Origin of the sequence: Candidatus Odyssella thessalonicensis L13 (genome assembly GCF_000190415.1) — a bacterium.
Taxonomy (GTDB): domain Bacteria; phylum Pseudomonadota; class Alphaproteobacteria; order Paracaedibacterales; family Paracaedibacteraceae; genus Paracaedibacter; species Paracaedibacter thessalonicensis.
Window position 1 is genome coordinate 229,369 of record NZ_AEWF01000003.1, and the last position, 23,028, is coordinate 252,396.

The 23,028-nt window shown below is 44.8% G+C and carries 20 protein-coding genes; 11 read left to right on the forward strand and 9 right to left on the reverse strand.

Annotation, left to right across the window (positions count from 1 at the left end):
* Nucleotides 1–250 precede the first annotated feature (250 nt).
* Nucleotides 251–1,537 carry an RsmB/NOP family class I SAM-dependent RNA methyltransferase gene (locus HMO_RS0106505; protein WP_010300205.1) on the forward strand — a complete coding sequence of 429 codons (1,287 nt, stop codon included), beginning with the start codon at nt 251–253 and terminating at the stop codon, nt 1,535–1,537.
* On the opposite strand, the gene HMO_RS0106510 is transcribed toward HMO_RS0106505, so the two are convergent.
* Nucleotides 1,534–2,121: a DedA family protein gene (locus HMO_RS0106510; RefSeq protein ID WP_010300207.1), complete on the reverse strand. Its 588-nt coding sequence runs from the start codon at nt 2,119–2,121 to the stop codon at nt 1,534–1,536. The genes HMO_RS0106505 and HMO_RS0106510 overlap by 4 nt on opposite strands.
* 351 nt (nt 2,122–2,472) lie before the next feature.
* On the opposite strand from HMO_RS0106510, the gene def reads away from it, so the two are divergent.
* Genes def through truA form a run of 3 tightly spaced genes read left to right on the forward strand, consistent with a single transcriptional unit; the run spans nt 2,473 to nt 4,636 of the window.
* Entirely contained in the window at nt 2,473–2,988 is a 516-nt protein-coding gene (gene def / locus HMO_RS0106515) for a peptide deformylase (protein ID WP_010300212.1), read from the forward strand.
* Complete coding sequence (gene fmt / locus HMO_RS0106520; RefSeq protein WP_010300215.1) at nt 2,985–3,917, forward strand: methionyl-tRNA formyltransferase; 933 nt, start codon at nt 2,985–2,987, stop codon at nt 3,915–3,917. Before def ends, fmt begins: the two co-directional genes overlap by 4 nt.
* Nucleotides 3,899–4,636, forward strand: a complete 738-nt coding sequence (gene truA / locus HMO_RS0106525; RefSeq protein ID WP_010300217.1) for a tRNA pseudouridine(38-40) synthase TruA — start codon at nt 3,899–3,901, stop codon at nt 4,634–4,636. The genes fmt and truA overlap by 19 nt, the downstream gene beginning before the upstream one ends.
* A 240-nt stretch (nt 4,637–4,876) precedes the next feature.
* On the opposite strand, the gene HMO_RS0106530 is transcribed toward truA, so the two are convergent.
* Nucleotides 4,877–6,178, reverse strand: a complete 1,302-nt coding sequence (locus tag HMO_RS0106530; RefSeq protein WP_010300221.1) for an MFS transporter — start codon at nt 6,176–6,178, stop codon at nt 4,877–4,879.
* 345 nt (nt 6,179–6,523) lie between these two features.
* Here HMO_RS0106530 and HMO_RS0106535 point away from each other — a divergent pair, with 345 nt between their 5' ends.
* Entirely contained in the window at nt 6,524–7,378 is an 855-nt protein-coding gene (locus HMO_RS0106535; protein WP_010300223.1) for a TIGR00282 family metallophosphoesterase, read from the forward strand.
* A 63-nt stretch (nt 7,379–7,441) separates the two neighbouring features.
* Here HMO_RS0106535 and HMO_RS14095 read toward each other — a convergent pair whose 3' ends face one another.
* Nucleotides 7,442–7,903: a DUF721 domain-containing protein gene (locus HMO_RS14095; protein WP_010300225.1), complete on the reverse strand. Its 462-nt coding sequence runs from the start codon at nt 7,901–7,903 to the stop codon at nt 7,442–7,444.
* A gap of 66 nt (nt 7,904–7,969) precedes the next feature.
* On the opposite strand from HMO_RS14095, the gene tsaD reads away from it, so the two are divergent.
* Genes tsaD through HMO_RS0106565 form a run of 5 tightly spaced genes read left to right on the forward strand, consistent with a single transcriptional unit; the run spans nt 7,970 to nt 13,055 of the window.
* Nucleotides 7,970–8,989: a tRNA (adenosine(37)-N6)-threonylcarbamoyltransferase complex transferase subunit TsaD gene (tsaD, locus tag HMO_RS0106545; protein WP_010300227.1), complete on the forward strand. Its 1,020-nt coding sequence runs from the start codon at nt 7,970–7,972 to the stop codon at nt 8,987–8,989.
* Nucleotides 8,982–9,977 (forward strand): NAD(P)H-dependent glycerol-3-phosphate dehydrogenase, encoded by a 996-nt coding sequence (locus tag HMO_RS0106550; protein WP_010300230.1) that lies wholly within the window; start codon nt 8,982–8,984, stop codon nt 9,975–9,977. The genes tsaD and HMO_RS0106550 overlap by 8 nt, the downstream gene beginning before the upstream one ends.
* Nucleotides 9,978–9,981: 4 nt before the next feature.
* Nucleotides 9,982–10,404 (forward strand): EVE domain-containing protein, encoded by a 423-nt coding sequence (locus HMO_RS0106555; RefSeq protein ID WP_010300233.1) that lies wholly within the window; start codon nt 9,982–9,984, stop codon nt 10,402–10,404.
* Complete coding sequence (locus HMO_RS0106560; RefSeq protein WP_010300236.1) at nt 10,388–11,614, forward strand: O-antigen ligase family protein; 1,227 nt, start codon at nt 10,388–10,390, stop codon at nt 11,612–11,614. Before HMO_RS0106555 ends, HMO_RS0106560 begins: the two co-directional genes overlap by 17 nt.
* A complete protein-coding gene (locus HMO_RS0106565) occupies nt 11,583–13,055 on the forward strand; it encodes a hypothetical protein (RefSeq protein ID WP_010300239.1) in 1,473 nt (490 codons plus the stop codon). Before HMO_RS0106560 ends, HMO_RS0106565 begins: the two co-directional genes overlap by 32 nt.
* Before the next feature lie 226 nt (nt 13,056–13,281).
* Here the strand turns inward: HMO_RS0106565 and HMO_RS14100 are convergent, their stop codons facing one another.
* The 6 genes from HMO_RS14100 to HMO_RS14110 all read right to left on the reverse strand — a co-directional run bounded on the left by HMO_RS14100 (nt 13,282) and on the right by HMO_RS14110 (nt 21,022).
* Complete coding sequence (locus HMO_RS14100; RefSeq protein WP_010300241.1) at nt 13,282–13,767, reverse strand: DUF2948 family protein; 486 nt, start codon at nt 13,765–13,767, stop codon at nt 13,282–13,284.
* Nucleotides 13,768–14,180: 413 nt separating this feature from the next.
* Entirely contained in the window at nt 14,181–15,296 is a 1,116-nt protein-coding gene (locus HMO_RS14105) for a glycosyltransferase family 4 protein (protein ID WP_010300243.1), read from the reverse strand.
* Entirely contained in the window at nt 15,293–17,932 is a 2,640-nt protein-coding gene (gene alaS / locus HMO_RS0106580; RefSeq protein ID WP_010300245.1) for an alanine--tRNA ligase, read from the reverse strand. Before alaS ends, HMO_RS14105 begins: the two co-directional genes overlap by 4 nt.
* Nucleotides 17,933–18,247: 315 nt before the next feature.
* Entirely contained in the window at nt 18,248–18,646 is a 399-nt protein-coding gene (locus HMO_RS0106585; RefSeq protein ID WP_010300250.1) for a hypothetical protein, read from the reverse strand.
* Between the two features lie 220 nt (nt 18,647–18,866).
* Nucleotides 18,867–19,895 carry a cell division protein ZapE gene (gene zapE, locus HMO_RS0106590; RefSeq protein WP_010300253.1) on the reverse strand — a complete coding sequence of 343 codons (1,029 nt, stop codon included), beginning with the start codon at nt 19,893–19,895 and terminating at the stop codon, nt 18,867–18,869.
* On the reverse strand, nt 19,892–21,022 hold the full coding sequence (locus HMO_RS14110; protein ID WP_010300255.1) for a glycosyltransferase: 1,131 nt from the start codon (nt 21,020–21,022) through the stop codon (nt 19,892–19,894). Before HMO_RS14110 ends, zapE begins: the two co-directional genes overlap by 4 nt.
* Nucleotides 21,023–21,104: 82 nt before the next feature.
* Between HMO_RS14110 and asnB the strand changes: the two genes are divergently transcribed.
* Nucleotides 21,105–23,027 carry an asparagine synthase (glutamine-hydrolyzing) gene (gene asnB / locus HMO_RS0106600; RefSeq protein WP_010300258.1) on the forward strand — a complete coding sequence of 641 codons (1,923 nt, stop codon included), beginning with the start codon at nt 21,105–21,107 and terminating at the stop codon, nt 23,025–23,027.
* The last annotated feature ends 1 nt before the right edge of the window (nt 23,028 follow it).

Genomic DNA, 23,028 nt, shown 5'->3' on the forward strand with positions numbered 1-23,028 from the left:
GCAGCTTAAAGACTTTTTGAGATTTAGCTTCCTACCTTAAAAAGTGGGCGGCAGACAGGGAGCCATTATCTAAAGGGTAGGTGTTACCCTATTTATATCTAAGCATAATTGAAACATCTCCATTCCAATGTCTTCACATAAATTCATACCGTCCTAGTCGACGCTCAACTCCGCCTAAAATTCATTGAGCTAAACTGGGTTTCGCATTATGCTGCAATTACAAAATTTTAATATTAAAGGATTTCCTTAAATGAAACCCGCTGCCCGTATTCAAGCAGCCATTGAACTGATGGCTGAGATTTATCATTCCACTGCGCCAGCAGACGCTATTGTGCATGGTTATATGCGTCAGCGTCGTTATATTGGGGCAGGCGACCGGCGCGAGATTTCAGAACTAGTGTATGGCGTGATGCGCACCTATTGGCTGCTTGAAGGCATTCTACATCATTTCTGGGCCTCGCCAAGTGATGATGCAATTCAAAAGGCACGCCGTCATATCCTTATTTATTTGCATAAATTTAAGCCTGAGTTTTCAGTGGTAGACCTTTTTTCAGGGGAAGAATACGCTCCTAAGCGCTTGACCCCCACGGAACAGGATCTGTTAGGCCAGGTCAAAGAATTTAATTGTGAAGATTTATCAGAGGCAGCACAACTGTCCTGCCCCGATTGGGTATATAACCTCTTGAAGGCCAACAATCCCCATAATTATCGGGCGATATTGTTAAGCTTACAAGTAACAGCCCCCTTAGATCTCCGGGTCAATATCCTGAAAAGCGGGCGCGAGAAAGCTCTAGCGAAGTTGCGCCGTGAAGGGTATAGCTGTGAGCCGACTTTGTTATCACCCTGGGGAATTCGGCTCCAAGAACGCCAACCCTTAAAGCATCATCCGCTATTGCAAGAAGGCGTCTTGGAAATCCAAGATGAAGGATCGCAATTAATAGCGATGGTGTGCGCGGTTGAGCCTGGGATGGCGGTCTGGGATTATTGTGCAGGGGCCGGCGGCAAAACCTTAGCCTTAGCAGCGATGATGCAAAACAAAGGGCGGATTCTGGCGACAGATACTGTAGCGTGGCGCCTCAAAAATGCTCCTCAACGGTTACGCCGCGCCGGCGTCCATAATGTTGAGACACGCGTGTTGGATGAGCAGGCAGGTAAATGGGTTAAACGTCAAGCCGGAAAATTTGATTGCGTGCTAGTCGATGCGCCCTGCTCCGGATCGGGGACTTGGCGCCGTAACCCCGAATTGCGATGGCGCATGGATGCAACGGGGTTTCAAGAATTGCTGCAAAAACAGCAAGAAATTCTTGATAAAGCGGCACTGCTTGTAAAACCCGGGGGGCGCCTTGTCTATGCGACGTGCTCACTGTTAAACCCGGAGAATAGAGAACAGATAGAGATGTTTCTTAAAAAGCATCCCCAGTTTGCGTTTTATTCATTGAGCTATGACTATGCAAATAATGGCGCCCTTGAACTGAATCCAGCTGATCACCAAACAGATGGCTTTTTCGCGGCAGTGCTCCAAAAAAGCGACTCTTAGGAATGGGGGGGCTCTGGCTCGTTATGATTAAGCTTTTTCCAGCTGGAATAGGCAATATAAATGACTATGACTAGCAAGCCTATAGAGATAAAGTGAGTATATTTCTTGATTACAGCTAAGTCGATGGCGGCGAAGATTGGACCGATGATATAGTAGCCCACTGAGCAACTTAAGGATGTCCAGATGATAGCCGCCAAAAAGTTAAGCGGAATAAATAGCTTAGGGGCAACGCCAGCGGTACCAATCACAATAGGGCTGATGATACGGATCCCAAAGATAAATCGAAAACTTAAGATATACCCTATATCCCATTTATGTAAGAGATGGAATGCTTTTTCTGAAGGGATTTTAAGCTTAGGAAAGCGACGAATTATTTGATGACCATAAAATCTACCCACATAGTATAAACCTTGGTCAGCCACTAGGGTACCTAAAAACGCAATACCGGCAACTTTAGAAATGGATAAGTCCTCATTATAGGCCAGGGCGCATGCTGCAAGAATGATGGTCTCACCTTCAACCATTGACCCCAACAGAACGGCTAAATATCCCCACTCTTTCAAAAACTCTAAGACATATTCCACTAATGTTCCCCTTCCTTATTCTTCATTTATGGGAGGTAATACAAGAAAAATCAAGGATAAGCATGGTGACAAAGTAAAAGAACGTCAGCAAATGTGCACCAATCACGATCTTATGGCTAATAGAGCATTGTTTTCAATTGTATCATTGTAAATTTTTCGTGGCTAAGCTTAAGGAAAGCTTCAAGTTAGAAATTGATAAATCTTGATTACAACTTTTTTACATTACCAGAAAAGCGAGCTTAGTTAAAGGAGAGGCATGACAAAAAAAGATTGAGTAAAGGCCTCAATATAAGGGATATGGTTGAAATATCGACTGTTTCAGCCTATTTTATACCTAAAAGGATGAAAATTATGCTGCTGACTATATTAAAAGAACCTGATCCTCGGCTCCGTGTTAAAGCTAAACCTATAGAGGCTGTAACTGATGAAATCCGTCAATTGATGGAAGATATGCTCGAGACTATGTACCATGATGAAGGGATTGGCCTAGCTGCTACACAAGTTGGATCTGATAAGCGTGTGATCGTCATCGATTTAAACTCAGGTACTGAGGAAGCGCCCGAGGTATTTTATATGGCTAACCCGGAAATTCTTTGGCACTCTGAGGAGAAATCAACCTTGAAAGAAGGCTGTTTATCGGTTCCCGAAACAAGGGCGGATATCACCCGGCCAGCCCACATCAAGGTTCGCTATTTAGATCGCGATAACCAAGCTCAAGAAATTGAAGCTGATGGCTTATTAGCAACTTGTATTCAGCACGAAGTCGATCATCTAAATGGTGTCCTTTTTATTGATTATTTATCGCGCCTGAAACAAGAAATGATCCACAAGAAATTAAAGAAACTTAAGAAATTTCACGCTCTATGATTAAACCAAGATTAATTTTTATGGGCACACCCTCTTTTTCTGTGGTGGCTTTACAAGCATTAGTAGAGGCCGGATACACGGTGGCTGCTGTTTATTCTCAACCGCCCCGCCCGTCAGGTCGAGGCCATCAGGTTACTAAGTCGCCGGTTCACCAATATGCAGAACAAGTGGGAATCCCGGTATTAACGCCCAAGAGTCTGCGTAATGCTGAAGCTCAGGCTGAGTTCCGCTCGCACGCAGCGGACTTAGCGGTGGTGGCGGCATATGGATTAATCCTTCCGAAAGAGATTTTAGAAGCGCCTCGGCTTGGATGTATTAATATTCATGCGTCGTTATTGCCACGTTGGCGCGGTGCGGCTCCGATACAGCGCGCTATTATGGCGGGGGATACCCAAAGCGGCATTACCATTATGCAAATGGATGAGGGATTAGATACAGGGGTAATGTTGCTTAGTGAAGCGATCACACTCTCTCCCCTCACCACAACACCAGAGTTGCATGACCAATTAGCGGCTCTAGGAGCACGCTTGGTCCTTGAAGCTATCCCCCAGCTGATGAATGGAACAATTCAACCCGTCGTGCAGCCGGAAGAAGGGGTAACTTATGCTCATAAGTTAACCAAGGCTGAAAGCCAGATTGATTGGCAGCGGCCTGCTGACGAGATTCAGCGCCAAGTTAATGCGCTATACCCTTGGCCGGGTGTATATTTTGTTCATGAAGAAACCACGCTAAAGGTAGCGACGGCGGAAGTGGTGCCGTTAGCAGGTAATCCTGGTGAAGTTTTAGAAGGTTTAACAATTGCCTGTGGCAAAGATGCCTTGAAAATTACAAGCATCCAAAAACCAGGCAGTAAATGGCTGTCAGCTGATGATTTCTTGCGTGGTTATGCGCTTAAACCTGGGACCCGTTTATGCCGCGTTACAAACTGATCATTGAATATGATGGGCGTCCCTTTTGTGGTTGGCAACTTCAACCTCAGGTGCCTACAGTGCAAGGAATGTTACAGCAAGCCGTCAAGAAATTTAGTGGTTACGATCTACTCGTGGAAGGCTCGGGCCGAACCGATACAGGCGTCCACGCTAAAGGGCAGGTAGCCCATGTGGACTTGCCTCGCCCTGACGCCCCTTATCGGGTACTCAAGGGCCTTAATTTCTTCTTGCAGGAGTCAGGAATTGCAATTGTCGCCGTCGAAGAAGTCGATGAAAGTTTTCATGCTCGTTTCTCTGCTAAGCGCCGTCAGTATATTTATCGCATTATTAACCGGCGGGCGCCTCTAACTTTTGAGCAAGGCCTTGCCTGGCATGTAAATAAACCTTTAGATGTGGAGAAAATGATGGCGGGGGCAGCCTTACTGGTAGGGGTACACGACTTTACCACCTTTAGGTCAATCAATTGCCAAGCCCCGAATCCTGTCCGCCGTTTAGACCGTTTCGAGCTGATACAGCAGGGCGAAGAAATTTTAGCTACCATCGAATCGCGAGCTTTTCTACATAATCAAGTCCGCATTATGATGGGCTCCTTAAAGATGATCGGTGAGGGGCGTTGGACGCTGAAAGACCTGCAAGAGGCCCTTTTAGCGCGAGATAGGACTCGTGGCGGCGTAACTGCGCCGCCTGACGGCCTTTACTTTTCAAGAATATTTTACTAGCTTACCAATATCGTTATAAGTCCTTACTAGATGCTATTAGTGCTATCCCTGCGAGGATGAAATTTATTCAGAAGACGCAAGACCCGCAAGGATTTGTCGACCAAGGGAGCTGGCAAGATTAAGAGCCTACATCTAAGTTTAAAAAGATAAACTAATGGTTATGCTTAAAACTGCTTCAGTTAAGACTAGCTCTATGAAAGCTGCTTAAAATACTCTGCAATAGAATAAAGAAAGGTGGCCTCAGTCAAGGGCCCCTAACTGAGCCGTTGATTCTTCGGCGGGCGTCAGCTTTTGCGCGTGATGGGTCTCTTTAATAAAGCGAACCACAATGATGCCAAATAACATGCAAATGGGAACAATAGAAAGGGCAAAGCGATAATCCCATTCACTATAAATGTTGACATCGTTTATAACTGTGCCATTCCAATGATAATCCAACAAGTTACCGACCAGGGGATGGAACAGGGCTCCTGTTGCCATAGTAATTGTGTTCAAGAAGCCAACGGCCACGCCGCTGCAAGATTTTGGCATAATCTCACAGATGGATGTAAATGACAAAGATTTTGCTGTATAGCAAAAGCCAATGGCAAAGAACAGCATATACATGGGAATCAACGGAATATTGGGGACAAAAACCACCAACGCGTTAACAATTAAACTGAGGATAATTCCGACCATCATCGGCGGATGGCGCCGTTTAATTTTATCTGAGTATAAAGCAAAAACTGGACTTCCAACAGCGGCTCCAATAAATAAGGCTGTGGTAAGGGTGGCCGCAACAGTTTCTTGAATATTATAAACCGATTTTACAAAAGGCACGCCCCAAGCTGTTCCCATAATTGTGACCGGCGCATACATAAGCATTCCGTAAGTAGCAATTAACCAGGCTTGAGGTTTACGGATAACCTTAATTAATCCATGCAATAAGCTATCAGCGGGCTCATAGGTATGAGGTTCTCCATGCCGCCCGACAGCCATAAAGATGATTAGGGAAATAATAAGGCCGATAACGCCCAAGAATTTTATCGCATATTGCCACCCATAATGGTCAGCAGCAGCGGACAAAGGCGTGCCACCAAAACTAGCCCCAATTGTTCCGAATAATAAGGTTAAAGCAACAACCTTGGCCAGTTGAGAAGGGGGAAACCAAGTGGTGCCTAATTTAATGCTGCCGAGAAAGCCAGCTGCCGATCCAAGGCCCATAAAAAACATGCCAATACCAGCGACGTAGATCGAGCTGCTAAAGGCAAATAAGAAACAGGATAAGGCGCAAATGGTGGAAGCAATAACGATAATACGCCCTGCTCCGAAACGATCAAGCATGACGCCCAGGGGAATCTGTACCGCCGCATAGGACCACGAATAGAGTGAAACCAGCTGGCCGAAATCACTCGCATCCAGGGAGAAGAATTCGCACCAGTCTTCTTTCATAACATTGGGGGCAACCCGTAAAATAAACTGATAACAATAGAAAAGTGCCCCACTTGATACGACAATCCAAGCACGCGGAATGCCAAATATTTTTCTTGATAGTTCTGACAACGCGATCAAACTCCTTCAGTGACAGCAAGTTAGTTTGTCGAATATAATAAAAAACAAACGAATATCGGTTACTTTTGCAAATTTAATGGCACTAGGTCAAGTTTTTTATGATCAGACTGTCCTTATCACTTTATATGCTATTCACAGAATGAATCAAGAAAGATATGATAAGAAGTTAATAAAACAATAAAAAATCCTGCACTACCGCTATTTTTATTCTAAAGCATGACTATGGTGGTCTCAAGATAAATGGTGTGAGGGGCTTAAGAATGTTTAACTTGCTCATTTTTTGAATCCTCTCCATTCTTAAATACAACTATTTTTAAAATAAAAAGGTCTTAATAGATGAATATATTATTTTGCGGTGATGTGGTGGGGCGGTCTGGCAGGGATATCCTATTGCAACAGCTGCCCCGCCTTAAAGCCGAGCTTAGCTTAGATTTCATTATCGTCAATGGGGAAAATGCTGCCCATGGCTTTGGGATCAATAAAGCAATCTGTCAAGACTTCTTTAAAGCAGGGATAGATGTCGTGACCACAGGCAATCATATCTGGGATCAGCGCGAAGTCATGTCCTATATTGGCTCTGAGCCCCGTTTGCTACGTCCCGCTAACTACCCTGACGGCGCCCCAGGACGCGGCCATGCCCTGTATCAAGATCAGCGGGGCAGAAAGGTGCTAGTAATTAATGTTATGGGGCGTCTATTTATGGAAAGCCTAGATGATCCTTTTAAAGTTGTAGATCACATTCTTAAACCTTACCCTTTAGGAAGTGCGGTGCAAGCGATTTTCATCGACATCCATGCAGAAGCAACCTCAGAGAAAATGGCTTTAGGACATTTTTGTGATGGGCGCGTTAGCTGTGTGGTTGGTACCCATTCTCATATTCCCACTGCCGATGCTCAGATTTTGCCCAAAGGAACAGCTTATCAAACAGATGCAGGTATGTGCGGTGATTATAATTCAGTAATTGGCATGGATAAAGTTGTGCCTGTGCACAGATTTACTCGCAAGACGCCGACTGAGCGTATGATCCCTGCCTTAGGCGATGGAACTGTATGTGGTGTCTTTGTCCAAACAGATGATCATACTGGCTTGGCACTTCGTATTGAACCGGTTCGTATCGGTGCCAGGTTAATAAATACAATTCCCTGCTTAGGTGAAGAGCTACCCGTTGGCACCGCGGAGGGAACCAGTTAACATCATAGCAGAAGAGGAAACATTAAACGATAAGCTAAAAGTTTTTTTAGTAGATACGGCTTCTCAATTTTTCTGAGCATGTTGATGATAAACCCCTTTGCCCAGCTCCATAAGAGTCGCTTTTAAAGCAGGATCGTGAATGCCCTCCAGCAGAGACTCAATATAGGATAATTGTTCTGCGCTAACGGTGGGCGTTGGTTGGATCTTTCTTGAGGGAGGCGTGACTTTGCCATTGCGAATGATTAATTTGTCGATAGCTTTATACCCAAAGTAACGGTTAATGCGCTCAATAATAATGGGCTCCAAGTGGGAAATTTCTAGGGCAAAAGCACTTGACGTTTTCAGAGTAAGACGCCCACCCGTACGGCGCTGAGGCGGAAAAGAGATTTTTTCAGGTTGGCAAAAATTAGCAAAGCGATCCCCAACAATAAGATGCCAGTCTAGCAGTATTGATGCTTTTACAAACCCTTGCTGTTGGCTAATCGGGGTGGTAAGCTTATCTAAAACTGAGCGCAGATTTTTCATGGCTTTCTAGACGAGTCACAATTATATTAAGTTAAGCAATTATAACAAAGAATGATCGAAAGAGCGATGCGTGTTTTAGGAATTGAATCAAGTTGTGATGAAACCGCAGCCGCTGTGGTCTCTTCAGATAAAGAGATCTTATCAAATATTATTTATGCTCAGATTGCTGAGCATCAACCCTATGGAGGGGTGGTGCCCGAGATAGCGGCACGCAATCATCTAACTTACCTACACCAAGTGATTGAAAGATCCTTATTGGAAGCGGAGCTGACTTTAACGGATATTGATGCTATTGCTGTGACAGCGGGGCCCGGCCTCATTGGGGGAGTAATGGTAGGAGTAATGGCTGCAAAGGCTATGGCTGCCGCGTTGGATAAGCCGTTAATTGCGGTTAACCATTTAGAAGGCCATGCTTTAACGGCGCGTCTGACCGATGATGTTCCTTTTCCCTTTCTGTTGCTGTTAATGTCCGGGGGCCATTGTCAGATCCTTCTCGTTAAAGAGCTTGGCGACTATGAGATTTTGGGAAGCTCCATTGATGATGCTGCGGGGGAAGCTTTTGATAAGGTCGCTAAATGTCTTGATTTAGATTATCCAGGGGGACCAGAGATTGAAAAACTGGCCCAGCAGGGTAATGAGGCACGCTATAAACTGCCTCGGCCTCTTATAGGGCGAGAGGGATGTGATTTTTCTTTTGCAGGCTTGAAGACAGCAGCGCGAAATTTAATTTTGACCGCTGAGGTCCAATCAATCCAAGACAAGGCAGATCTATGTGCCTCTTTCCAAGCAGCGGTTAAAGATTGCCTTGTCGACCGCTTGCAACAGGCTTTGAAGCACTTACCTGATAACGTTAAGCATGTGGTGCTGGCCGGCGGAGTGGCAGCCAATCAATATTTACGCCAAGCATTAACTCAAGTATGTAAAGAACAACAAAAAATTTTTGTGGCGCCACCCTTGAAATTGTGTACGGATAATGCTGTGATGATTGCTTGGGCGGGGTTAGAAAGATTAAAGCGAGGTTGGGTATCATCCTTAGATTTCCAGCCGCGACCGCGCTGGCCTTTAACGGAATTAAAAAATGGCTGAGAATGTTAATATTGTGGTTATTGGAGCAGGTGCATTCGGCACCGCCCTTGCCCTAAGTTGTGTGAAAGCAGGCGCAAGCGTTACCCTATATGCACGACGACCAGAGCTTGCCGAAGAGTTAAATCTTAGCCAACAAAATCAACACTATTTACCGGGAATTTTCTTATCATCAACCCTAAAAGTTGTCTCGAATTTGGCCTGTTTGCAGCAAGCTGATATCATCTTATTAGCGACGCCCGCTCAAGAGACAGATGGTATAGTTTCCCAACTAAAGCCATTCTTAAAGGATGACACGTCTATGGTTTTATGTGCCAAGGGAATGCATCTTATTCAGAAATCTTTACTATCGAATGTGGTCCAAAGACAGCTTAATAATCCCTTAGCGGTCCTCTCCGGTCCCTCTTTCGCCGATGAATTGGCCCAAGGTAAACCAACAGCTGTAATGATAGCAAGCAGCAATATTGAGCATGCGAAATTCTTGGCGCGGAGCCTGCGACATTCTACCTTGCGTTGCTATGCTACTGAGGATGTCATTGGCGTCCAAGCAGCAGGGGCCAGTAAAAATGTGATGGCTATAGCCAGTGGTATTGTCGATGGCCTCAAAATGGGCTGCAATAGTCGTGCCGCATTGTTATCAAGAGGGTTGGCCGAGATGTCACGCATTGGTATCAGTTTGGGAGGCTTGCCGGAAACTTTTATGGGATTAGCCGGCATGGGGGATCTTATTCTTACCGCGACCAGCCAAAAGTCCCGAAATTATTCCTTTGGTTATAAACTAGGGCAGGGAGAATCAATTGATGCGCTTCTGAGCGGTCGTCATCAATTAACAGAGGGGTTCTGGACCACTGCTGCTTTGTTTAATATGACACAAGAACTGAACATTTATGCGCCCTTGACTGCAGCCGTAAATGATATTCTCCATAAAGGAGTCCCGATTAGTGAGGTTATTGATAAGATCTTATCAAAGCAATCAGAACAGGAGTTTTAGATAGATGGCCTATTGGCTAATAAAAACGGAACCATCAACCTGGTCATGGCACGACCAGAAAACCAAAAAGGTTACCCATTGGGATGGCGTGAGAAACTACCAGGCTTCGAACAACATGAAGGCCATGAAGAAAGGGGACTTATGTTTCTTTTATCATTCGGTGTCTGAGCGCCAGATTATGGGAATCGTTCAAGTGATCCGCGAATATTATCCCGATCATACTGATGAAATGGGTCGGTTTGGTATGGTGGATGTGGAATACGTTGAAGAGTTATCTATGCCGGTAAGCTTGGACCAAATAAAAGCACTGCCTGAGTTGCAGCATATAGCTTTGGTCCGGCAATCCCGTTTATCCGTCATGCCAATAGATCAGGATTCCTGGAAAATTATTTGTCAACTAGGAGGCAAACATGCTGTCTTTAATTGAAAGCCTTGGCCGACGTCTCAATCTGCTCGCTCTTTTCCTGTGGGCACCTTTGGCGTTGGTAGCCCCGCGGGCCATGCATCTGCCTTTATTTATTCTCGCTGCCACCAGCTGCTTTAGCCACCGTTTTAAGAATATTCGCCTTTTAATCCAGCCCGAATGGTTGCTGTTGAGCGCCTTTCTAAGCTGGGCTCTGATCTCCAGCCAGTGGAGTTTAGACCCCGGCTTTGCTGTGCAAGACTGGGTTAAGCTGTTTTCCATTTTATTAGCCTCAGCCTCAGTCATTTTACACTGTCACGAACTTAGCCGCAAAGAGATTGATTTATATTTGAAAGCGTTTATTTTAGGCGGCGTGATAACTCTGATTGGCATTATTATCGATCGCAGTCTGGGTTACTCTTTAACGCACTTCACCCATCGATCCATAGCTTTAACCTATGCCCGGTATATTACTCTAATCTCTCTGGGAATCTGGATCTTTTTACTGAGATTACCTCAGAGCAATTTTAAACCATTGATGGCAATCGTGGTCTTATTGATTATGGCCTGCTTTTTCTGGACGTATGAATTCGATGCGGGGCCCGTCGGTCTTCTGTTTGGCACCGGGCTTATGGTGATGACTTTTCTGGTTCCGAGATTTACTTCCTATTTATTGCGGTGCGGATGTGTCCTCGTCCCGATTATTGTGATCTTGGGATGTGGACTGTGGATGACGGAAGGGCATTGGCAAAAGATTACCTCTTTTGGAGTTCATTCAACCTACCAACAACGTTTAGAGATGATTGATTGGGCCTCAAAGAAAATTATTGAAAAGCCGTTAGGATATGGGTTTTCCCAAACACGTGCGTTAAGCGTAAAAGATAAAATTAAGGGGTATGATTTACAAAATGACCAGTTAACAACCACTACGATCTGGGAAAAAGGCACCTGGCATCTCCATAATGGATTATTGCAGATATTCCTGGAGCTGGGAGTCATCGGCTTCTTACTGATCGTTGCTATTATCTGGCGATTATTAACTAAGCTCTGGAAGCTAAATCTTGATCGATACCGGTTAGGTGTAATGCATGGTTACATTACAACATTACTTTTTATTGTCTCTGTTGGCTTTGGGATTTGGCAAACGTGGTGGTTGTCGACCATAATAATGCTAACAATTTTATTGTCATTTAAGGTTAATTATGAAAGACAAATTGTCTCTACTAATCTCTAATATACGTCATTTTTATAAGAGCAGAATTGCTTTTTTTCTGCCTCTTGCATTTGTCCTTAAATCTTTATGCTTCTTTGTTATTAGTGCTCTGATTACCAATGATTTCGATTTAACAGGATATTCGGCCCCTTATTTATCCAAGACACTGCTTATCTATTGTTTAGTTAGTTTAGGCGTATTCCTATTTTTACAGGCTCCAGATAATCGATCAATGGTTCTCAGGATTTATGCACGCCTTGATTATTGGCAAATCATAATAACCACTGTGATTTTCTTTCCCTTAATGTTATTGGGCGGAAAGAAAGAGATGCTGCCCTGGTTCACCCCAGTGTTGGCAATGGGCTTAATGCTGCTCATGGTGAGTCGGCGATCTTTGTTGAGATTGATGCGCTATAACTTTAAATCAGCGACAGTGGCTGCTAAGGCTATCCAAAGCTGGGAACACCTTACCTCGACTGTGCCTGTAGGCTTAAAGCTGGCTAACAAAAAGCCCTGGATTAATTATGATAGCATCATGATTTCAGGGGCTAGCACAGCTTTAGGACAAAAGATTTTAAGCTTTATGGGGACACCTGCTTTAAAGAAGGCTGTGTTAATTGACTCAGATGAGAATCAGTTATTATTGTTGCGCTTGTGGATGCAAAAATTTTTCCCTCAGGTTCAAGCTGTTTACTTGTTAAGTAGTGAATTAACACCTTCCTCCTTGAAGAATTTATTCAAGACTTATGGAATTAAGTACGTCTTTGATATAGACCGATCATTTTATAGGTCGCCGATTGAAGGCAGCGATAAACTGCTATGTGAACGCAATCTTAAATTTCCACGATTGCTTCTGGATCAGGCAGTTGCCAATAAAGCAAAATTTGTTATTAGCCTGTCGGCTATCCCCGGTGAAAAAGACGACACCCTGGCGGCTACTCAAACCTTGCTGGAAAGCTATGCCCAGCGGCTTGATGGTGACAAGACCCGCGTTATCCCTTTCCGAATTCGACCTTTGGCTGAATTACCAGAGGTCAAGAGCAAATTGTTGGCGCATCTGTGGCAATTTGATAAGAGCAAACTTTTGCTCGCGCCCGTTAATCAAACCGCTTTAACACTTTTGACCGTTTTAGAGCAGCTCACCGAAAATCCTGCCCATTTTGGCGCCGTATGGGAAGTTACCCATGTCTATGAATGCCAAAAGCTCAAGTTGCCTCGGCAAATTAGGATTAAAGAGACCTTGGCTGACCTCTCGTACAAGCTTAATTCCCTCATTTTAACCCTAAAATGCTCCACCTTGTCCTCCGATTTCCTGTTTCCAACAAGTCGAGAGGGGGCTGCTCTTGTTGCTGATTGTCCAATTGTCGAAACAGATTTTGAGCAGTCGTTTAAAGAGGTTGAGACCTTATTGCTCTGCCGCGAGCAGAGTGGCAGCCCTCGCAAGAAGGTTGCTGCTAAATAGTCTTACTTGAAGAAACGCCTTTTGCAAGGATGTAAAGGGTCTTCTCATTTAATAGGAGGCCTAAAACGCAGATCAATTTCACGCGTGGAAGACACAAGATAGAAACTAATGAGGATGTGAGGGTGAGGGGAGATCTCCCATGCCTGGAAAAGAGCTGATAAGCTTTAGCCTTAGATACTCTCAACCCTTGCGGGCAGTTTAGGCGGCAATCTATCCGGAATAAGAATTAAGAAGTGCTAGCGGTTGAAGAGTTTAATTCTTCAAGATGCTCATGAATGTGTTTAGGTTTATGGGGTGTGGGCCAAGGTTTCTGGACATCACCTAAGTGTAAATGAATATCGTTGGTCTCAAGGCGTATTTCTGAACCGCCAGAAAAAACCAAATGGATAGCGCCCTCATTTTCACCGTGCATGGTTAGCAAATTATAATGTTGATCATTTTTCTTGAAGTCGATGCCTTTATGAAGGACTCGCTCAACATTATGAATTTCAAGACCAGAATGAACGCGATGATACACAGGTTTACCATCACCTTCCATCTCACCATGCTCCCAACAGAATCGATTAGCCAAAGCCCTAAATGTTTTTGTCGTAGGATCATATTGCATAGCCATTAAGGGAAGAATGGCATCTTGGAGATGAGCAGCTAGAATCTGGAGATCTTCTAAATCTTTTGCAATCAACTTTAAAGGTTTTAATTCAGGGGTATCCATTCTAGCCTCTCAAGTTTTAATATAGTCTCTTTAAAATTAGCATCAATAACCCTAGGCGCATATACATAAAAATTTATTAAATAACAATTTTAAGTCATTTATATCCTGCGCTGGATATGCTGTCAAAAATAACTTAGGTATCCCTATATTACAACCTCTGGTTGATTAAATTTTTTGCCCGTGAGTTTAATAAATTGTCGCGGCCGCGACAATTTATAGACTTAAAAGTAAGCTTTTTATAAAGGTTTTTGAGGATGAAACGGCCTACTTTTATGCCGAGTTTAAGCTTGTGTGACATTGTGCCACATGCTCTAGGGTAAGGAGTCCTGCCCACGTTCTAACAGGGCAGGTAGCTACGGAGTTTGAGACCCCAAAGGGTCTCTAATTTCTCAACTAAAAAAGAGAGCCTCTGCTTAACCGTTAATTTTTGTCATCATGGCTTGATTCACATGGTGCACATCAAATACTTTTTCAGCTAAGTGGCGGCTGGCTTGGGCCATGGGCGGCAGAAGCTCTGGTTGCTCGATCAGCATGCGCATGGCTTGCATTAAGGCTGCAGCATTCTTGATAGGAACCTTAAAACCGTTATGGTCAATTAAGTCTCGGCATCCTTGGGTGTCGGTGGTGATAATAGGACGGCCTGTGCTTAAAGCTTCTAACCCTGCGCGCGGCATCCCCTCCCGGTAAGAAGGCAGCACAAAGACGCTTGATTGCTGAAGAATAGGATGGATTCGATCAACCTGTCCTAAATAAGACAAGCGATGGGTGCGGCAGAATTCTTGAATTTCGGCGAGGGGGATGGCAGCGGGGTTGTTACTACTGCCGCCCACTAATCTAAAGTCAATCTGAGGATAGAGCTTTTTCAGCTGTGAGGCCGCCTGCAAGTATTCCCATATCCCCTTATCCTTTAATAACCGCGCCACCATCACAAAGCTCAGTGTATCTGGCAGAGGAGTAAAGGGAAACTCATTAAGACAGACCCCTGACCCGCCAACTACACTGCATTTGTCAGCCGTAATTAAGCGTTGCTCTATAAATGTTTGCTGGTCATCCTTATTCTGGAAAAACACCCAAGAGTTACGCCGAAGGGCTAATTTATATAATCCATTGGTAATCACTCTCAAGCAGCGCGCTTTTAAAGACAGATCAGTATAGACATACCCTAAACCGGTGATAGTACTGATCACCTTAATGGGTAAGCCATAGCTAGCTAAGCTACCATACAAGACAGGTTTAATACGGTAAAGTAAGACATGAGAGGGGCAAACTAACTGATAGAGCTGCCTCATCCGCACAATTAAAGTTAAGTCCTGAAAAGGATTAATTCCCCCATTGCTAAAATCAAGAGGGAAAACAGGAATCTTTTCTTGTAAAGCGTGCTCTTGCAGCTTCGCAAAATAGGTGTCCGGATTACAAGCAATGGTAACCTGCCATCCCTGACGACGGCATTGCTGAACAAAGCTCCAGCGGAAATCAAGTAGCGACTTACTATCATTTGATAAAATGAGCAGAGACTGCGGCTCTGTCACGATAAAATCGCCTCAATGGCTGCCATGGCTGCTGGAATCTCAGTGGGATTACTGCCGCCTGCTTGCGCCATGTCGGGCCGCCCCCCACCGCCTTTGCCCCCTAATACCTCAGAGCCAGCGCGGACCAGGTCAACGGCATTAACTTTGTCCGTCAAGTCAGCAGTGACGCCAATTACCAAGGCAACTTTGTCTTCCACGACACTTGTTAAGATAATCACGCCCGACTTGACTTCAGTTTTTAGCTGATCAACCAGAGGTTTTAAATCTTTGGCGGGTATATCGACCAGGTTTTTTGTTAAAACATTAATGTGCCCAATCTGTTTAAGGCCAGCAACAGTGGTACCTGAGGAGCCACCTAACGCCATCTTTTGCCGTAGATCGGCCAGTTGCCGTTCAAAGGTTTTCCGTTCCTGAAGTAAAAGATCAATTTTCTCGGGAATCTCAACGCTTGGGCATTTAAGAGTAAAGGAAAGTTTGCTTATTTGCTCTTGCAAGCTTCTAAGGTAATCTAAGGCGGCTATTCCAGCAATCGCTTCAAGGCGACGTACGCCGGCTGAGACACCTGCCTCAGAAAGAATCTTAACTAAGCCAATATCGCCTGTCCTAGAAGCGTGGGTACCGCCGCAAAGCTCAATTGAATAAGCAGCACCGTCACACTGGCCCATTTTCAATACTCGAACTTCATCACCATACTTTTCCCCAAATAAAGCCATTGCCCCACTGGCAATGGCTTCTTCTGCAGCCATTAAGTGGGTTTCAATCGCGGTGTTGGCTAAGATTTGCAAATTGACTTCTTGCTCGATGGCCTTAATTTCTTCGGCAGTTAACGGCTTAGTATGAGTAAAGTCAAAGCGCAGGCGGTCTGCAGCCACTAAGGATCCCTTTTGGGTCACGTGCCCGCCCAGATGACGGCGCAGAGCCGCATGTAAAAGGTGAGTCGCTGAATGGTGCGCCCTTAATCCTTGGCGTCGCTGGCCATTGACTACTAGCTTGGCGGTCTCCCCCACTTTAATCCTTCCTGATTCTAAGGTGACATGATGAACATGCAAGCTTCCCAAATGCTTGTTGGTGTTTAAAACTCGTGCTTGTGCACCGTTAGCAAAGTGGATAACTCCCTGGTCACCTTCTTGGCCGCCTGATTCTGCATAAAATGGAGTTTGATTAAAAACGATATCGCCTGTCTGTCCAGCGCTTAAGTGAGCAACAGTTTGGCTGTTGACGACAATAGCTTGGACCAAAGCTTCGGCAGTTTCACTTTCATATCCTAAAAATTCGCTGGCTCCAAATTCCTGTTGGATGTCAAACCATACTTGCTCGTCCTTTTTCTCCCCGGACCCTGACCAATGCGCCCGCGCTGCTGCTTTCTGGGCCGCCATGGCAGCATTGAAGCCTTCTAAATCAACAGAGCGATCCTGGCTCCGTAACACGTCTTGTGTTAAATCAAGGGGGAAGCCATAGGTGTCATAAAGCTTGAACGCAATCTCGCCTGATAGAGCCTGAGTCGGCGCTAGTTTAGCTGTTTCTTCTTCCAGTAAACGCAAACCCCGCTCTAAGGTTTGGCGGAACCGTTCTTCTTCGAGCTTCAGGTTCTCTTTAATCATGGCTTGGGCGCGGGTAAGTTCAGGGTAAGCCGTGCCCATAACTTCTACCAAACGATCGACTAAGCGATACATGAGTGGCTCTTTGGCTCCTAATAAATGGGCATGACGCATGGCCCGACGCATAATCCGGCGCAACACATAACCGCGGCCTTCGTTACTGGGCATGACACCATCAGCAAGAAGGAAGGAGCTGGCCCGTAAGTGATCAGCAATAACATTGTGCGAATGTCGATAAGCCGCAGCCTGGGTCCCGGTCAACTCCGTTGAGGCCTCAATTAAAGATTTAAACAGGTCAGTGTCATAATTGTTATGCACGCCTTGGAGTATGGTTGCAAAACGTTCCAGCCCCATACCGGTGTCGACGGAAGGCTTAGGTAAATTTATGCGCGTGCCATCGGCTTGCTGTTCAAATTGCATAAAAACCAGATTCCAGAACTCAGTAAAGCGATCTCCATCTTGATCGGCACTGCCGGGAGGGCCACCGGCAATGCTTTCGCCATGATCGTAAAAGATCTCAGTACACGGACCACACGGTCCTGTATCGCCCATGGACCAAAAGTTGTCGCTGGTGGCAATGCGGATAATTTTGTGGTCCGGAAATCCTGCTATTTTCTTCCACAAATTAGCGGCTTCCTCGTCTTCATGGTAAACGGTGACTAACAACCGCTCAGGACTAAGCGCAAAATTCTTAGTTACTAAGTTCCAAGCTAAATAAATAGCTTCTTCTTTGAAGTAATCCCCGAACGAGAAATTCCCAAGCATTTCAAAAAAAGTATGATGCCGAGCCGTATAACCCACATTTTCAAGATCGTTATGTTTACCGCCGGCGCGAACACATTTCTGAGAGGTTGTCGCACGGGTATAGGAGCGTTTTTCAAGGCCGGTAAAAACGTCCTTGAATTGCACCATACCGGCATTTGTAAAGAGCAATGTCGGATCGTTGGCGGGCACCAAAGAGCTGGAGGCCACCACTTCATGGCGATTTTCTTTAAAATAATTAAGGAAGGTGGAACGAATATCAGCAAGTGTGCGCATGGATTTCTTGTCTAATTACTGAGGTTGCTTAGAAAATAATTTAGCACACAATCACTCAAAATGTAAAAGGAATGAAGGTCCAATTGAGAGTGTTTAAGAGGATCACTTAGGAGGTAATAAGCATTTCCATAGGGTGGTTAACCACAAGTAGTTTCTTATGGTCAAGGTATTCACCTTATCGTTATTCTTAACTTTATTAATCTTCGCAGAATAGCAGTTGCAAGAGGTACAGTCAGTCTAAGCTGAGAATCGGGATCAGTTTTATCCAGGTTACGATGAAGGGAAAGAAGCTCAAGGTGTTCTTTCCCAATTAATTTACTTATACCTTTTGCTTCTCATGGCCAATAAATAATCCTGATGATTAGCATAAGGGGCGACCTCAGGTATATACTGTTCAGTGCTTCTATTTTTTAGGTCATTAAATTCATACAGAGTAAAATAACTTTGCGGCAAATACTTCTCTAGATGGTCTGCATAGTTTTTGACTCGATCAACTTCCCAAATGATTTCTTCTGTCTCCCTTTCTCGCAGAAGGTTAAACTCGGACTCGGTTAAGGGAAGGGTGCGAAGCGCATCTCTAGCTGCGTTTTCTAATTTCCTTCGTTGAGCTACCAGATGTGTCGCTCTCTCATAATTGCTCCAGTTAGTACTCTCGAGCGCCTGTATAGAGCTCAAAGACAATAAGAGCACGCTTAGAAGTCTTAAGTTTACCATTAAATGGAATCTCCTTGTAAGAAATACATAATCACCATTAATGAGATTACAATAATGAGATTACAAATAATTTTATTCAAAACAAAATTAAATTTTGTAGGCCTATTGGGCTTGAATATGAGACTAGTTTAGGTTGGACAGTTAAATACAGCTCACAGCTCTTAAGCTTCTGAATTAATGCTGATCAAGTCGACGGTCTGTGGAAGTCAGTATTGGTAATCTATCGCAAGTTTTGAGCTTCCATTTGAACTAGCCGCGACGCCGTTCGCTCAAAAGGTAAGAGGGGATGTTTATGATCCTGATATAAGCGATCAGGGGCGTCTGCAGCGTGGAGGTGCAGCTGCACCCCTTCATCGTATAAGCAATCAATGAGGGTAATAAAGCGATGAGCGCTATCACGATGTTCTGCTGTTAGCAGCGGCACATTCACCAGAAACACTTCTTTGACTTGCTTGGCGATCGCTTGATACTCAGCTGCACCGTAAGCAACCTCACAAATATCCTTAAAGTCGACCCACAGCGTCGTCTGTGACGCTTCAGGGAAATGGATAGAGCGCTGATGAATAACAAAGGTCAGGCCTATTTTATCTTCCTTGTCTAATTGCTGGATAAATCTGTCGCGCAGATGCGCATAAGTTTCCGGCTTAAAATGGTGGACACCCTGCGCGTCGAGCCGTCGGTAATCAATATTATTCTGGCTATCTAAGTGAATAATTTCTAAATTAGTTTTGAGAATGGGAATAAAAGGGGCAAAGCGATCGTGGTGAAGGCCGCCTTGATAAAGGTCATCCGGAGCGGTGTTAGAGGTGGTCACAAAATAAATGCCTTGGGCAAAGAGGGTCTGAAATAACCGCGCTAAAATCATGGCATCAGCAATCTCAGTGACTTGGAATTCATCCAAACAAATTAAATCATAGGCCTGTCGCAGCGCTTTCGCTGTCTTGATCAGATCTCCCTTATGATCAAAAAGCTGTTGATGGACAAGCTGCATAAAATCTGTAAAGTGATATCGAACTTTTCGATTAAGGGCTATGTGATTAAAAAAGAGATCCATAATGTAGGTCTTGCCGCGCCCAACTTCGCCCCAGATATAACCTCCCAAGGGTTTAGGGCTTTTAAAGATCTTGGCGAGAAAGCCCTGGGAAGTCTCAAAGATTTTCTCCAGTTGTTGTAAAGCGAGCTGATGATTGACGTCCGGTTGCCACCCTTGCCGTTCGCAGTCCTGTAAGTATATTTCTGATAAGCTCATCCATTCTTCTCCAACAAGGTGGTGTAGGCAGCTTCATACTTCTTGACAATAGTCGCTAAAGAGAACTCAGTTTTAATCCTTAACCGGGCTTGTTCCCCCCATTGCCGTAATGTCCTAGGCTCTTTTATGGCCGATAGAAGCGCGTCTGCCAGAGCGTTACAATCATTCGGAGGGACGATTAAGCCTGTGTCGCCGACAGCTAAAGCTGAATCGCCGACATCAGTGACAACGCATGGGATGCCACAGGCCATGGCTTCACCGACCACATTCGGAAATCCTTCCTGCAAGGAAGGGGAAACAAATAAATCTAAAGCATTTAGACAGTGCTCAGGATGAGGCAGTTCACCAAGTAAAATAACAGAGTCTTCTAAATGATGATGCTTAATTGTTGCCATAAGTTCTGAATTTTGATCGACCACCTGATCTCCTGCGAGCACCAACTTGGTGTTCGGCTGCTTCTTGTGGACGTAAGCAAAAGCTTCAAGCAGATTGTGGAATCCTTTCAATTTATGAAAGCGAGCAAAGAAACCTATGGCTATTTCTTGCTCCTTTAGAGCGAGTTTTTCTCGATACTCTTGGCGCCACTGGGGATTAGGAGAGAACCTATCGAGCTCAAATCCATTAGCAATTGTAATATTGAGAGCAGATTGGTAGCCGGCAGCTTCATGTTGAGCGCGGGCGACATCTGAAACATAAATAATCCCATCTGTTAAAGATGATAAGTAGCCACCCAGGCGAATAAAGCACTGAGTTCTAAAACTCTCGAAATTAAAATCATAAAGGCAAGCGCGAATGCCAAAGATGAGCTTAGCTGTGCAGAATAGTTGAGCGAGCCAAGCCAATAGATTGCCGTGGTACATCCATCCTTGAATCAAGTGTGGCTTAAATTGGCGGCAGTCCCTTAAAAATTTCCATAAATCTGAAAGCATAGATAAGGGTTTATTAAGTTGATAGGTATAAACCTGGATGCCAGCCGCAATAAAATCAGATTGCAAACTGCGATGAGTGGTTAGGCAGAAAACACGTGGCTCAAAAGTGGTGCGATCAATGGTAGATAGTATCTTTAGCAGCATTTTTTCAGCACCACCACGATTTAAGCCAGTTATGATAAAAGCCAATTTAATCATCACACTTCTTCATTTTATTTGGGTATATAGCTGAGTCTATACTATAGTAAAGCTAACAAAATAATAAGTGGATTAACGGACTTTGTGTGGATTTTCAGGATTTTATCACAACTCACCTCGCTATGACCAATTAACGGTGCTCCAAGCTATGACCCAAGCCATCAGCCATCGGGGGCCGGATGGTGAAAGTCATTGGCTGGACCCCAATGGCATAGCTCTGGGTCATCGACGCTTAGCAATTTTAGATTTATCTGAGAATGGTCGACAGCCAATGCATAGCCATTCAGGACGCTTAACGATGATCTTTAATGGGGAATGCTATAATTATCAAAAACTGCGTGCCGAGTTGGACGCGCAAGCGCCGCGACAATGGCGGGGGCATTCAGATACAGAAGTTATCTTAGAAGCCATTGATCATTGGGGAATGGAAGCAACTTTAAAAAAAATGATGGGGATGTTTGCGATCGCTTTATGGGATCACTCCTCACAAAGTTTGATTCTGGCACGAGATCGGATCGGAGAGAAGCCCCTTTATTTTGGCTGGTCTAAGGGAGCCTTGCTTTTTGGCAGTGAATTAAAAGCCTTAAAAGTGCATCCTTGCTTTGCGAGCGAGCTCAATGAGGAAGCGGTCGATCTGATGATCCGTTATGGATATGTCCCTTCAGGGATGAGTATTTATAAGGCAATTAGTAAATTAACGCCGGGAACCTATAGGCATTTTACTCAGAAAGAACTGCAAAACCATCTCCTGCCTGAGGAATGTCCCTATTGGCGATTAGAGGATAATGTGGTTCAGAACTCGGCCAGCTATTCCGATCCCGAAGCCGTTGATGGCCTGGAGTCCTTGTTAACTGATGCGATCGGTCAGCAGATGATCGCGGATGTTCCTTTGGGCGCCTTCTTGTCCGGAGGTGTAGACTCGTCCACAATTGTGGCCTTAATGCAGAAGCAATCGACGCGACCTGTTAAAACCTTCTCAATTGGCTTTCATGAGGCTGGTTTTAATGAAGCTGAGTATGCCAAAGCCGTGGCCAATCATTTAAAAACTGATCACACAGAACTGTATGTTACCCATCAAGATGCCTTGGATGTGATTCCAAACCTACCGACGATTTATTGTGAACCCTTTGCCGATTCCTCCCAGATTCCGACCTACTTGGTGGCCCGTATGGCCCGCCAACAGGTTACCGTTTCTTTATCAGGCGATGCAGGGGATGAGTTATTTGCGGGCTATAACCGCTATCTGATGGTTGAAAAGATCTGGAATAGTATCCGTTGGTTACCCCAGCCGCTGCGCCATTTAGCCTCTCAGATTATTAAAGTTATGCCCATTCAGGCCATTAATAAAGTCGGACAACTGTCGAATAAACTCCCGAGCCAACTGGGCGATAAATTAAGAAAGGTCGCCGACATCCTGCCCCTTGATAACTTGGCGATCTATGATTCCTTAACCAGTCATTGGAAGCATAAAGATCCCGTTACCTTAAGGAGCAACGGTAATGCGCCGTTTTCTCCTCATATTAAGACATCAAGTAAGGCCGCCTCTTTCACCGAGCAGATGATGTTCCTAGATACTCTCAGCTATCTCGTGGATGATATTCTGGTCAAAGTCGATCGGGCAGCGATGGCCAATAGCTTAGAGACGCGAGTGCCACTATTAGATCATCGCGTTGTTGAGTATGCTTGGTCTTTGCCATTATCCCAAAAACTTCGCCACGGGCAAACAAAGTGGCCCCTCAGGCAAGTGTTATATCGCTATGTGCCGCGTGAATTAATTGAACGGCCTAAACAAGGCTTTGGTGTTCCCTTGGATCAGTGGTTGCGCGGAACGCTGAAGGAATGGGCGGAGGAGTTATTGTCAACAGAGGCTCTGCGACAGAGTGGATTGCTCAATGTTGAATTTGTTCAGCGCAAATGGCAAGAACACTTATCTGGGAAGCGTAATTGGCAATATGGGCTGTGGAATATTTTAATGTTTCAGGCTTGGCTGAAGGAAAATGCTTAAT